The sequence below is a fragment of the Acinetobacter sp. CIP A162 genome, assembly GCF_000367905.1.
Taxonomy (GTDB): domain Bacteria; phylum Pseudomonadota; class Gammaproteobacteria; order Pseudomonadales; family Moraxellaceae; genus Acinetobacter; species Acinetobacter lwoffii.
Map to the genome: position 1 here is coordinate 280,243 of NZ_KB849158.1, position 12,522 is coordinate 292,764.

General features: G+C 41.0%; 12 protein-coding genes. 7 read left to right on the plus strand and 5 right to left on the minus strand.

Going from position 1 to position 12,522, the window contains the following annotated elements; all coding sequences use genetic code 11:
* The first annotated feature begins 98 nt into the window (after positions 1 to 98).
* Entirely contained in the window at positions 99 to 1,310 is a 1,212-nt protein-coding gene (locus F995_RS03970) for a YbfB/YjiJ family MFS transporter (protein ID WP_004645535.1), read from the plus strand.
* Here the strand turns inward: F995_RS03970 and F995_RS03975 are convergent.
* The 3 genes from F995_RS03975 to icd all read right to left on the minus strand — a co-directional run bounded on the left by F995_RS03975 (position 1,289) and on the right by icd (position 3,679).
* Positions 1,289 to 1,846, minus strand: coding sequence for a M23 family metallopeptidase (locus tag F995_RS03975; RefSeq protein WP_004645536.1), 558 nt, complete (start codon positions 1,844 to 1,846; stop codon positions 1,289 to 1,291). The genes F995_RS03970 and F995_RS03975 overlap by 22 nt on opposite strands.
* A 143-nt stretch (positions 1,847 to 1,989) precedes the next feature.
* Positions 1,990 to 2,121 carry a hypothetical protein gene (locus F995_RS17075; RefSeq protein WP_004645538.1) on the minus strand — a complete coding sequence of 44 codons (132 nt, stop codon included), beginning with the start codon at positions 2,119 to 2,121 and terminating at the stop codon, positions 1,990 to 1,992.
* A gap of 301 nt (positions 2,122 to 2,422) precedes the next feature.
* Positions 2,423 to 3,679, minus strand: coding sequence for an NADP-dependent isocitrate dehydrogenase (gene icd, locus F995_RS03985; protein ID WP_004645539.1), 1,257 nt, complete (start codon positions 3,677 to 3,679; stop codon positions 2,423 to 2,425).
* A gap of 194 nt (positions 3,680 to 3,873) precedes the next feature.
* On the opposite strand from icd, the gene F995_RS03990 reads away from it, so the two are divergent.
* The 3 genes from F995_RS03990 to F995_RS04000 all read left to right on the plus strand — a co-directional run bounded on the left by F995_RS03990 (position 3,874) and on the right by F995_RS04000 (position 6,199).
* Positions 3,874 to 4,662 (plus strand): rRNA large subunit pseudouridine synthase E, encoded by a 789-nt coding sequence (locus F995_RS03990; RefSeq protein WP_004645540.1) that lies wholly within the window; start codon positions 3,874 to 3,876, stop codon positions 4,660 to 4,662.
* 118 nt (positions 4,663 to 4,780) lie between these two features.
* Positions 4,781 to 5,176: a hydroxyisourate hydrolase gene (gene uraH, locus F995_RS03995; RefSeq protein WP_004645541.1), complete on the plus strand. Its 396-nt coding sequence runs from the start codon at positions 4,781 to 4,783 to the stop codon at positions 5,174 to 5,176.
* A 258-nt stretch (positions 5,177 to 5,434) separates the two neighbouring features.
* On the plus strand, positions 5,435 to 6,199 hold the full coding sequence (locus tag F995_RS04000) for an IS5 family transposase (RefSeq protein ID WP_004645258.1): 765 nt from the start codon (positions 5,435 to 5,437) through the stop codon (positions 6,197 to 6,199).
* 4 nt (positions 6,200 to 6,203) lie between these two features.
* On the opposite strand, the gene F995_RS04005 is transcribed toward F995_RS04000, so the two are convergent.
* Entirely contained in the window at positions 6,204 to 7,109 is a 906-nt protein-coding gene (locus F995_RS04005) for a DUF2971 domain-containing protein (RefSeq protein WP_228127471.1), read from the minus strand.
* A gap of 168 nt (positions 7,110 to 7,277) precedes the next feature.
* Between F995_RS04005 and paaI the strand changes: the two genes are divergently transcribed.
* Positions 7,278 to 7,670: a hydroxyphenylacetyl-CoA thioesterase PaaI gene (paaI, locus tag F995_RS04010; protein WP_004645544.1), complete on the plus strand. Its 393-nt coding sequence runs from the start codon at positions 7,278 to 7,280 to the stop codon at positions 7,668 to 7,670.
* Between the two features lie 77 nt (positions 7,671 to 7,747).
* Here the strand turns inward: paaI and F995_RS04015 are convergent, their stop codons facing one another.
* Entirely contained in the window at positions 7,748 to 9,451 is a 1,704-nt protein-coding gene (locus tag F995_RS04015) for a M61 family metallopeptidase (RefSeq protein WP_004645545.1), read from the minus strand.
* A gap of 175 nt (positions 9,452 to 9,626) precedes the next feature.
* On the opposite strand from F995_RS04015, the gene F995_RS04020 reads away from it, so the two are divergent.
* Positions 9,627 to 10,940: a D-alanyl-D-alanine carboxypeptidase PBP6B gene (locus tag F995_RS04020; protein ID WP_004645546.1), complete on the plus strand. Its 1,314-nt coding sequence runs from the start codon at positions 9,627 to 9,629 to the stop codon at positions 10,938 to 10,940.
* Positions 10,941 to 11,181: 241 nt separating this feature from the next.
* The gene (locus tag F995_RS04025) at positions 11,182 to 12,468 is read left to right on the plus strand and encodes an NAD(P)/FAD-dependent oxidoreductase (RefSeq protein ID WP_004645547.1); all 1,287 of its coding nucleotides are present in this window, start codon (positions 11,182 to 11,184) and stop codon (positions 12,466 to 12,468) included.
* Positions 12,469 to 12,522 lie beyond the last annotated feature (54 nt).

Consider the following 12,522-nt stretch of genomic DNA (forward strand, 5'->3'; position numbering starts at 1 on the left):
AATTTCTGCACTCAATAGTTTTTTATCAGGTAATTTCTCCTCAATTATGAAGATTCATGTTATTTTTTGACCAAATATAAAATTCTATGAGTACACGGATGTCCTCAAACACAATGAAGCTCAGCCTGTTTCTCTGCCTTAGTATGTGCTTGGGCATAGGCATTCTTCGCTTTTCTTATACCGCGTTGTTACCTGGTACACGAGAAGCCTTTGGCTGGAGTGCAGATTTTGCTAGCCTCTTGGGCAGTGCCAATTTGCTGGGTTATTTAATCGGTGCTTTTACCGCGATGCGTCTTCCTCAAGACCGCAGTATGAGTACCTATATTCAAATTTCAGCCTTTGCCGGTATGTTCAGCCTGATGTGCTGTGCATTTTCTGGTTTCTCTGAAGCGTGGTATATCGCTTGGCGGGTTATTTCCGGGATCAGCGGTGGACTGATGATGATCTTATCGCCGAGTGTGGTCGCGCAGTGTTGTGAACTTCAGGATCGTCTTAAAATCAACTTTATTGGTTTTAGCGGGATTGGACTAGGCGTTTTAATTGCGACCCTGTTTCTGCCTTATCTGGATCAAATTTCCATACAGACTGCATGGCTGATCTTATGCGGTTTTGCTTTGCTTATCTGTATCGTTTTAAGTTTACTGATTCAGAAATTTAAGCCGTATTTGTCCACACAAGCTCTTGCAGTTACCTCTCCTCTCTCTTTGAATAGCGTCTTTTATAGTTTATTGACGGTCTACGCGTGTAGTGCATTCGCCTATATACCGCATTCACTCTTCTGGATTGATTATTTAAGCCAGCAGTTGGGATTGAGCTTGTTCTGGATTAATTTCAACTGGATTCTGTATGGAATAGGCAGTGCCTTGGGTGCCTTTAGTGCTTATGTGCTGGCCAGAAAATGGGGTAATTTTGCTGCCCTGAAAATTCTTTATAGTCTTTATATTGTGGCTATTTTTATTGCGACTCTAGATGCCTATCCCTTACTCACTTTTAGCTCTTCCTTTTTTACCGGGATGTTAAATCCGGCTGTGGTCTTCCTGACCTCCTATACCATTTTACAACTGTATGGACTGGCTTATAAAAAGCTCTGGAGTATTGCTACCTTGTGTTTTGCCTCGATTCAGCTGATCGGTGGACTCAGCTTTAGTGCGCTGCAATATTTTGGATTGAGCTATCATCAACAGTTCATACTGGCCACATTGGTTCTTTTATTAGGAACATTGCAACTGTTCTGGTACACACGTCCTGTCAGACTCAAGTCTGAACAACAAACTCCGCCAATTTCTGCTCATGGAGAAGGAACTAAATAAGGATAAGGATTGGTTGCTCCTTGCCCACCTAAATAAATGCCATAATGTAAGTGCGGCGGGGTATTTTTGGCATTACCTGTATTCCCCACATAAGCGATGACTTCACCTGCCTCAACCCAGTCGCCTTCCTGAATATGTTCTGCATAGTCATCCAGATGTGCATAATAATGTTGGCTCATATTTGGACCGGTCACCCAGATGATTTTTCCACCCAGCTTGTTGGTGCCAATCCTACGCACAATACCTGGGGTCGCGCTAAATACTGGCGTACCGCGTTTGGCAAAAATATCCGTACCTTCGTGTTTACGACCGTCACTACGCGCTGCTCCCCAAGTATCATTAATCTGACCAACTCTGACGCCTTCAACCGGAATCTGTAGCGGAGCTTCTAACTGGGCTCTCTGTAATTGCCAATACAGATAAGGGCTTTTCCAACCTGCTGCTTCACCTGAAGGCGGTGGCTGACAGGCAGTTAGTAGAAAACCTATAGATAACAGTAAGCTTATAATCCGAAGAAATTTCACCAATATTCGCATTAAATTAAATAGATGACTTTTATCTTAATCACAACCGCCTAATTTAAAGTCACAATCCTGTTATTTTTAGTGATGATTTTATACAAGCGTTCAAATAACAAAACCCTCAAATGAGGGTTTTGTTATTTTAGGTGGATAGGAGATTATCTACGTTTTTTAGCACGAGATGGTTTCGATGGTTGTTGCTGTTGTTGCTGTTGCTGCTCTTCATTCTGAGCATTGTCCTGCTTGTCTTTTTGTTGGACCTGCTTATGTCTCGCTTTAGCTTTAGCCATGATTTACTCCTTTGGAGAAACATCTCTATATCACTGGAAGTTCCATTCATCACTGTAACGTTTATACAAAATAAGCCAATCGCTGAGCTGTATCCAAATACGTCAATGTAATACAGTGTTTACTAAGTTATTCAGCTTAGAACGAATCATTTCTAGGCTCATTACACTTCTTACATGATCTTGCAGCCTGATACTTATTTTAACGTTTAACCTTAAACCGTTCAGCCTTTGCTTCCCAATAAAGTGATAAAAAAACCCGCCGTAATTGCGGGTTTTTTTATTCATAAATTGCATCGCAATTTCAGGCATCCATATTGGCAATAATCGCTTCACCAAACTCGGAACAACGCAGCAAGGTCGCCCCTGGCATTAAGCGCTCAAAATCGTAGGTCACCGTTTTTGCCGCAATCGCACCCGAAATCCCCTTGATGATCAGGTCGGCAGCTTCTATCCAGCCCATATCACGCAGCATCATTTCTGCTGACAGAATAATCGAACCCGGATTTACTTTATCTTGTCCAGCATATTTAGGCGCTGTACCGTGGGTTGCTTCATAAACTGCAATCGAACCGCCGATATTGGCACCCGGTGCAATCCCGATCCCGCCGACTTCCGCAGCTAGCGCATCAGAAATATAATCACCATTTAAGTTCAGTGTCGCAATTACAGAATAATCCGCCGGACGCATCAAGATTTGCTGCAAGAAGGCATCAGCAATGACATCTTTAATAATAATGTCTTTGCCTGTTCTTGGATTTTTGATTTTAACCCATGGACCACCATCTAAAAGCTCACCGCCGAAACGTTCCAATGCGACCTCATAGCCCCACTCTTTAAATGCCCCTTCGGTGTATTTCATGATATTGCCTTTGTGTACCAAAGTCACACTAGGCTTGTCATTTTCGATGGCGAACTGAATCGCTTTACGCACCAGACGCTGGCTACCTTCTTTGGAGACAGGTTTGATCCCGATCCCACAATTGTCTTCAAAGCGGATGTTGGTTACACCCATTTCTTCTTTCAAAAACTTGATAACCTTTTTCGCTTCCTGAGAATCTGCTTTCCATTCAATACCGGCATAAATATCTTCTGAATTCTCACGGAAGATCACCATATCGGTTAGTTCCGGATTATGCACCGGTGAAGGCACCCCTTCAAACCAGCGTACCGGACGTACACAGACATATAAATCCAGTTCCTGACGTAAGGCTACATTCAGGGAACGAATACCGCCACCAACTGGTGTGGTCAGTGGACCTTTGATCGATATCACATAATCGCGCAGCGCTTCGAGAGTTTCTTCAGGCATATAGGTGCCGTAAATTTTGTCAGCTTTTTCACCGCAGTAGACTTCCATCCATTCGATGGAACGCTTCCCGGCGTATGCTTTTTGCACAGCAGCATCTACCACAGTTCGCATTGTTGGTGTAATATCTGCACCGATTCCATCCCCTTCGATAAATGGGATAATTGGATTATTTGGTACGTTGAGTGACAGGTCTGCATTAACGGTAATTTTGGTACCATCCACAGGTACTACGATTTTTTGATATCCCATTATTAGTATTCTCCCGGATGCCGCTGACAAATCTAAAATAATTGCCGATTAGGCAATACTTTCAACTGTTCTTAACGCATAATATTCTAATCCAGATTTGTTGTTTTTGAGATTTATACGGGAAATAACTAAATTTCCCTTTTAAATAAACCTCTACATTTTTTAAATTAATGTAATTATAGAAGTTATTTCCTATGAAAATCGTCATTCTAAACAAACCTTATGACGTCCTCTCCCAATTCCGTGCGGATGAAAAGCACCCAACCATGGCTGATTTTGTCAACGACAAAGATTTACGTCTTGCGGGTCGTTTGGACATGGACTCAGAAGGTCTGGTTTTCCTCACCGATCACGGTGGTCTCAACCAATATATCACCAATCCTGCCAATAAAAAGTTTAAAACTTATATGGTGCAAGTGGAAGGTGATGTCACTGAAGAAGCACTTGAGCAGCTTCGTAAAGGTGTGGAACTGAAAGATGGCATGACGCTTCCTGCACGTGCTGAAAAAGTGTCTGAACCGGAATGGTTGTGGGAGCGTAATCCTCCTGTACGTTTCCGTGCCTCTGTTCCGACGTCTTGGGTTGAGATTTCGATCTGTGAAGGTCGTAACCGTCAGGTTCGTCGTATGACCTCTGCTGTGGGCTTCCCTACACTGCGTTTGATCCGTACTAAAATTGGTGAGATTGATTTGGTTCGTATGGGATTGCAACCGGGCGAGACTAGAGAAATTGAACCATTATTATATCCAGACTTCCAGAATGTTCCTGCGGAAGAACCATACCGTTCACGCTCTTATGTGAAAAAGCCGGGTGGTACTGGCGGTAAGCCAATGGTTCGTAAGAACAAAGATGGTTCTGTGAAAAAGTCTGGCACCAAACGTATCTGGCAAATGGATGAAAGTGAAAAGCCGAAACGTCGCACCAATGGTACTACTCGTCCAAATACCAAGGCACCACGTGGTCGCGGCCGCGGTCGTGGCTAAGTTTGAATAGATTCAATCAAGCTCACTTCGGTGGGCTTTTTTTATTACATAACTTAAATATTTTTTTATTTTTCAATCTATTAGAATTAATTAAAGTATTCATTTTAATGTGAGTCTCATGAAAAAAATAATTTTCGCTTTAGCTGCGACTTCCCTTTCAACTTTTAGCTGTGCCAATCCACTAAGTGTTCATGTGCTTAATCAAGAAACTGGCCTACCCTCTGCTAATGTCACGGTCACCCTAGAAGCTCAGCAAGGTGAGAAATGGGTAAAGCTCAATGAAGCCAAGACAGACAGTAATGGTCGTATTAAAGAATTTTATCCTAAAGACACCGCGTTACAAAAAGGCGTTTATAAAGTAACGTTTAAAACGGGTGATTGGTTTAAGGCCAATAATCAACGGACGTTCTTCCCTGAAGTACCGGTGGTTTTTGTGATTGATGGTGCTTTAGAGCACTACCATATTCCACTGCTATTAAGTTCTTATGGGTATTCGACGTATCGGGGGAATTAAAATGTAGGACATGTTGTCACCAAATTTTTAACCCATATTCAAAAGGCTATATTTTTCATTGACTTCATCCAAAGTGAAATATCTTTTAATTTGGCGTAAATTATTCTTTTCATAAAAAAATCCTGCGAAGATAACAGGCTGATTTTTCTTAATCGATTCTTCCTTCGAGATATGGATACTAGGGTCTGTTGACATTTACTGTTCAAAAAAATAGCGAGAAAGTAAAATTTAATCGCCAAACTAAATTTACTTCTCGCTATGCCTCGTACAATGCTGAATGATCAACACTGGTCTAAGTTACTTTCTATTTTCCGAAATTTTGATATCTATTTCAAATCTAATTTGAGAAATTTTGTCGAAGCAATACTTTATAGAATAAGAACAGGCTGCCCATGGCGTGATTTGCCTAAAGAATTTGGTTCGTATAACTCAATCTTTAAAAAATATAATCGTTGGTGTAAAAATGATAAGTTAATGAAAATATTTAAATTAATTTCTTCAAGTGCTGATATGGAATGGGTTTTTATTGATGGTAGTCATGTTCGGGCACACCAACATTCTGCTGGAATAAAAGATCAGGATATTTCTAAAAGCATTGGTGGAAATAGTTCTAAAATACACTTAGCTGTTGATGCGGATGGCAATCCAATCGAAATTATTATCTCCGATGGAACGATACATGATGTCAAGATTGCTCCCAAAATGATTGAAAAACTTGATTTGAGTGAAACGGAAGTATGTTGTGCAGACAAAGGATATGACTCTGAATCATTAAGAGAACAAATATCTGCGAAAAAAACTAAAGCGAATATTCCAAGAAAATCAAATACTCAGTCAAATAATGATCATATGGATTGGTATTTATATAAAATCAGACACTTAGTTGAGAATGCATTTTGTAGGTTAAAGCAGTTCAGAGGAATAGCAACACGATATGATAAGCTAAAGTGTAGCTATGAGGGGGCAGTTGCATTAGCTTGTATATTTATTTGGCTACCTTTATCGGGTAAATTCTATACTTGAAATGTCAACAGACCCTATTTAGCTCATAAAAATATGGTTCTTTACTAATGATTTCTGCAACCTTATCAAAATAACCTCTTTCAACCCCTCGACCATAGTCATTATAGTCAATCAAATTCTTTGGAATTAGATGAACTTTGTCTTTGTATTTTTGAGAATTTTGATAAATATCTGCTATCTCATAACAATCAAACTCATAACTATCCTCTTTTAATTTCATTTGATAATACTTAATACCTCTTCCTTTCAATACTTCCATAACTTGCTGTTGGCATACTTTTGCATAAGAATCAGGCAATTTGTTATTGTTTTTTACGAGATCAATTTTTGATTTAGGCATCCTCATTCCGAAGTAGATTGCTTTCACTGCCCTATAATCATAGTTAAATCTACCAAAAGGTTCGATACAAATCCTGTACTCTTCTTCGTGTCGCCATTTTATAGATTTAGTCCCTGTTGTAACTCGCAATAATTTTTCCACAGCTGTCGCTCCATTTTTGAATACATGATCAAACTTCAATTCTGGTCTTTGTTCAGCATAATCAATCTCAAACGCAGCACTTATAGATCTCAGTTCATCAAGCTTTTCAAAATCATATTCAATACAGAATCCTGTATGTGAATCGGCATAATATGCCCAAAGCAATTCGTCCTTTTGAATTCGACTTAGAGAGTAAATCCCGACCTCCTTCCTAACTTTTTGACATAGTTGATCAAATTCTTTCCTAATATCAGAAGTCGAAAAACTAAATATATTATGAAACAGCTCAAATACTTTATGAATGTCTTTTTCACTGAATAGATTCTCAGATGGATCATTCAGCTGTGTCGAATGTGGAGCATAAAAATAATTGTTCTGTAAAGCTTCCAAATCACGTTTTGAACCATATCTATATTTATATAATTTCATTTTATCCAATAAAAAACCCATACCTGAATATTGGTTTTACCTACTTTTTCTTATGTGTGCAAACAAGATTTCTGACTCTGCCCTCTTGTCATTCTGCCTACCCAATGCTATTTATGATTCATATAATTTATATTTTAAAATAAAACGTATCTAAAAAGGAGTTTTGCAATGGATCAGCAAGTCAGCCAGATGTTTAATCAGGACCGGTTAATTCAGCATCTTGGTGCTCATCTGGTTTCTTATAATCACAATTATGCAAAGATCGAATTAAAGGTGACTGAACAACATTTACAAGGTCATCAGACCTGTAACGGTGCCGTGATTTTCGCACTGGCAGATGCAGCTTTTGCAATTGCCTGCAATACCGGTGAACATCCGGCAGTCGGTCAACATTGCGGTATTCATTATTTAAAACCGGGCTTGCTTGGCGACACACTGACTGCTGTAGCAGAACACAAAGCCAGCAGTGGCCGTAGTGGCATTTATGATATTCAGGTAATGAATCAACATAATCAAATCGTAGCGGAATTCCGTGGCACATCACGACTGATTATTAAATAATGTTTTCTCAAAGTTTAATACAATAAAAAACCGGTGACGAAGCACCGGTTTTTATTGAATGACAAACACTTGTAGATTTAAGCTTTAAGCCATTTCTCGGCTTTAGCCGGATCTTCCACTTTCAGTTCAACTTCGGTCAGTTCAGAACCCGCAGCTTGAACCTCGAAGGTCATCAGCTCATCACGACGGAATGCATACACTGTAAAAGTACCTTGCTGTTTTGCATAGCTTTCAACAAGTTTGGTCGTTGCTTTTAAGCCATCAATTGCAATAATGACATCATTGGCAGAAAGGCCAGCGAGTACAGCAACCCCATCACGACGCGCAGATTGAACCAGCACACCTTCCGGCTTATCTGCCAGTTTTAAACCGAATGGCAAAGACTTTTCATTTCTCAGGCTATAAGCCATACCAAATTCAGGGAAGAGTTGATCCAGCGGCAATTCATCTGTAGTATTGATCAAGTGATTAATCTGTTCTGACCAATCATCTCCTGTCAGCTCTTTGCATAATTCAAAGATTGTCCGTTCATGTACCTGAACACCCTTCTGAGCGTTTTCATACAAACGACGCATCAGGGCATCCAGACTTGAACCACGTAAACGCAGACCCAAATCCAGGCACAATGCAACTAAACAGCCTTTGTTATAATAGCTGGTACCTGCATTATTCGAGTTTTCATCCTGACGATAGAATTTCACCCAAGCATCAAAACTGGATTCAGAGACTGACTGAATCGCACGTCCCGGATTTTGCAAATAGCGGTCAATCTGTGCTTTTAACAAAGTAATATATGATTCCTGATTAATCACGCCGCTGCGTAGCAAGATCAAATCGTCATAATACGAGGTGAAACCTTCAAAGATCCACAACAAAGAAGTATAGCCTTCTCTGTTTAAATCATAATTGACGAAGTTTTCAGGGCGAATGAATTTCACCAACCATGAATGGAAATATTCATGGCTACATAAGCCCAAGAAACGCTGATAATCTTTAGATGGCTCTTCTGGCTCATTAGCTTTCGGCAAGTCATCACGTGGTGAAATCAGGCTGGTAGAATTTGGATGCTCCAGACCGCCATAGCTATTGCCGGTTGCCATGGTCATAAAGGTATAGTCTGTAAACGGCGCCGAACCAAACATTGAAATTTCTGTAGCACAGATTTTTTCAATGTCCTGCTGCATACGCGCCGCATTCATCGCGTGTTTGCCTGACACCACAAACTCATGCGGAATACCATTTGCTTCAAAACTGAAACGGGTTTGTTCTGCTAGCTCAAATGGCGCATCAATCAGTTCGGCATAGTTTTTAGCTTTCAGCGTGAAACGGCCTCTGACCAGACTTTTGGCTTTCATGCCGCTTGCCAGCTGAAAATGCTTTAATTCATCTGGCAGGAAGATTTCCAGTTCAATTTCTTTATTTTCCTGACCTTCTAGCCCTAAACATGCACAAGCTGGGTTCACGTAGAGACGATTTTGATCCACATATGCACCACGAACGGACAGGTCATAGGCATAGACATCATATTCCACTGTAATCAGTTCATGATCAGTATTGAACAAACGCCATTTGTTCTTTTCAAATTTCTGGATCTGTAACTGGCGCCCATCCTCATCATAAGCTTTGACCGCTTCAATGTGCTTGGAAAATTCTCGAATCAGATAGCTTCCCGGAATCCAGGTCGGTAATGACAGGACTTGGGTCGGGTCCGCAAGAAAACGAACAGTCACGTGAATAAGATGCTGACGATAATCGTCAAATTCAATTTGATAATGCAACATAATGAACGATATAAAATTAAAATAAATGAGATATAGCTTAGCTTAGCATTTTTTAAGCCAGTATGGTTTAGCTGTCTTATTTGTCTACATTTACGACTAGCTATCTGTATAAAAAAGGCATAGCATGCGTGAAAATTAAATCGTTCAACACCCGCCGGGTTATCAAGGAACACCATTGAAATACATCATCTCACTGATTGCGGTTTTCAGTTTATTTATTTCTGCATTTTCACATGCTGCCCTACTCAATATTGTGCCTGAAAGCGTTGAAGCTGAAGCCTGGACCATTCTGGATTCACAGTCTGGTCAAGTCATTGCAGAGCACAATGCCGATGTTCAGCGTGCTCCGGCTTCGCTGACCAAAATGATGGTGGCTTATATTGCCTTAAAGGAAATTGAGGCCGGAAAATTAGATAAAAATGAAGTTTTAACCGCGACCTCTGTGGTTAAAACTGTGATGTGGGATGAGTCACAGATGTACCTGAAAGAAGGTGATCAGATTTCAGTCGATCAGCTTCTGGCGGGCTTAATTATCATGTCTGCCAATGATGCTGCAGTCACGCTGGCTGAGAAAATTTCGGGTGGTATTCCGCAGTTTGTTGAACGCATGAATCAGGAAGCCAAAGCGCTGGGCATGCAGCATACCAACTTCCAGAATCCGGCCGGTATTACCATGCCTGAGCATTATTCGACTGCCGCCGATTTGGCCAGACTGTCTATGGCAGTGGTGAATGAAACCCCGGATTATCTGTATTATTCCAAGCAGCCAAGCTTTACCTATAACCAGCATTTCCATCGTGCGACCAACCGTGTGCTTCAGGTCGATCCAACCGTAGATGGTTTAAAAACCGGTTTTACCCGTGCGGCAGGCTACAATCTGGCGCTGACGGCCAATCGTGTCACAGCAGATTTTGAAATGCCAAATCGCCGTCTGATTGTGGTGGTGCTGGGTACTAAAAGTGCCGCAAAACGCGCTGAAGTATCACATAAGCTGATGAATCTGGCCTATACCTATACCCGCAATGAAGTAGCGATCAAAGATCAACAGCTACTGGCTGAATTGCCTGTGATCAAATCCACCTTAAAAATGTTTAAGGTGCAAACCAAGCAACCGCAGATCATTACCACTTCTTTATATGATCAGGGCTACAGTATTGACCTGAACCAGTTTGATCAAACCCAACAGCGTGTCATGCTGAATACAGGTGATGGCGTTTTAAAAAGTATCGAGCCTTTACAGGAAACGCAAACTCATATCAATGTTGAAGTGAAAGCATCTGAACTCATTGCACCTTTGGCGACCATGATGCCTTTGGCCACCATTCAGGTTTATCAGAATAATCAGTTGATTCGCACCATTCAAATTGAAGATCATGTCGAAATTGAAGAAGCCAATCTGTTTCAGAAATTCTTTAGCTGGCTACAAGGCTTATTTAGTTTGTTTTCAGACAATACGCCAAGCGTAAAGCTTTATCCTTTAGATAGATAATAGCCCTACATCTCAAGTTACTTTTCTTTAAGCTAGAAGATCTACTCGCTGATCTTCTGGCAGATTTTCTTTTCTCCCTGCATCACTCCCCAAGACAGGGAAACTTACCTGCCCTCACAGAATTGCTACGTTTTGTAATGTGTATAACAATTTTAACCAAGACGCGATCTGGCCCATGCCATAGTATATTTTCTCTCTATTTCTCTTATTTTTATTAAAAAAATAAACAGGTTAATCATATATGACAGCACATAAAATCGTGATTGTGGGTGGTGGTGCCGGTGGTCTGGAACTGGCAACTCAGCTGGGTGAGAGCTTGGGTAAAAGCGGCAAAGCGCAGATTGTTTTAGTCGATCAAAAACTGACGCATATCTGGAAACCGCTGCTGCATGAAGTTGCCGCAGGCACCTTAAATCCACATGAAGAAGAAACTAATTATTTTGCCCATTCAGCCGCACATCATTATGAATTTGTCTTGGGGACATTTACCGGTCTGGATCGTGAAGCGAAACAGATTGTGGTAGAAACAGAATATTTCTCCAAAAAAGCCCAAGCCAAGAAGAACCAGCGCATCGACTATGACACCCTGGTACTGGCCTTGGGTTCTACCTCGAATGACTTTAATACCGAAGGCGTCAAACAGTTCTGTCATTTTCTCGACAGCCGTCCACAAGCTGATATCTTTCAGCAGGATCTGTTGCATCTCTATTTGAATGCTCAACATGAAGCTTCGAGCCGTGAACTGAATATCGCGATTATTGGCGCCGGTGCGACTGGAGTAGAATTGGCTGCCGAGTTGGTGGAGGCCAAACACAATTTCTTTAAATATGGCTTAAACAAGGTCGATCCAAATAAAGTCAAAATTACCTTAATTGAAGCGGCGGATCGTATTTTGACTGCGCTCTCGCCGAAAGTTGCTGAACATACCATGCAACAGCTGGAAAAATTCGGTATTGAAGTCCTTACCAGTCATCGTGTGGCCAAGGTAGATGAAGACAAAATTTATTTTGCAGATGGCTCAAGTCTGGATGCCGAGATTAAAGTCTGGGCCGCAGGTATCAAAGCACCTGAAGTCTTGGCACAACTGCAAGATATGGAAAAGGACAATATTCACCGCTTGAAAGTCTTCTCCACCCTGCAAACCAAATCTGATCCAGACATTTTTGCTTTTGGTGATTGTGCTCACTGCCAGCCTGCTGCAGATGAACCGGTCTTGGGTCCACGCGCACAAGTGGCTAGCCAACAGGCCAATTTCCTGGCCAATGCCTTGAAAGCACGTGTTAATGAAGAAAGTTATTTACCGATGTTTAAATTTTCTGACAAAGGTTCACTGATTTCCTTAAGCCAGAATAAAGCCGTCGGCGAGTTGCTCGGTCAGGTCAATGTGCAAGGCTTTGTTGCCAAATCGATGTATGTTTCTTTATATCGAATTCATCAGGCGACCATTCATGGTTATGCGCATGCTGGCATTCTCACCGCAAAAGATTTTGTTACACGAAAAATTTCTCCAAAGCTGAAATTGCATTGAAATTCCAGAATTTGGCCCAATCAATGAAAAAATCGTCAACAAAATTGTCAAATT

Bases quoted from the DNA above. Each gene is read 5' to 3' on its own strand.
- F995_RS03970 (WP_004645535.1), top strand. From the start codon at position 99: ATGTCCTCAAACACAATGAAGCTCAGCCTGTTTCTCTGCCTTAGTATG.
- F995_RS03975 (WP_004645536.1), bottom strand. From the start codon at position 1,846: ATGCGAATATTGGTGAAATTTCTTCGGATTATAAGCTTACTGTTATCT.
- F995_RS17075 (WP_004645538.1), bottom strand. From the start codon at position 2,121: ATGGCTAAAGCTAAAGCGAGACATAAGCAGGTCCAACAAAAAGACAAG.
- icd (WP_004645539.1), bottom strand. From the start codon at position 3,679: ATGGGATATCAAAAAATCGTAGTACCTGTGGATGGTACCAAAATTACC.
- F995_RS03990 (WP_004645540.1), top strand. From the start codon at position 3,874: ATGAAAATCGTCATTCTAAACAAACCTTATGACGTCCTCTCCCAATTC.
- uraH (WP_004645541.1), top strand. From the start codon at position 4,781: ATGAAAAAAATAATTTTCGCTTTAGCTGCGACTTCCCTTTCAACTTTT.
- F995_RS04000 (WP_004645258.1), top strand. From the start codon at position 5,435: ATGCCTCGTACAATGCTGAATGATCAACACTGGTCTAAGTTACTTTCT.
- F995_RS04005 (WP_228127471.1), bottom strand. From the start codon at position 7,109: ATGAAATTATATAAATATAGATATGGTTCAAAACGTGATTTGGAAGCT.
- paaI (WP_004645544.1), top strand. From the start codon at position 7,278: ATGGATCAGCAAGTCAGCCAGATGTTTAATCAGGACCGGTTAATTCAG.
- F995_RS04015 (WP_004645545.1), bottom strand. From the start codon at position 9,451: ATGTTGCATTATCAAATTGAATTTGACGATTATCGTCAGCATCTTATT.
- F995_RS04025 (WP_004645547.1), top strand. From the start codon at position 11,182: ATGACAGCACATAAAATCGTGATTGTGGGTGGTGGTGCCGGTGGTCTG.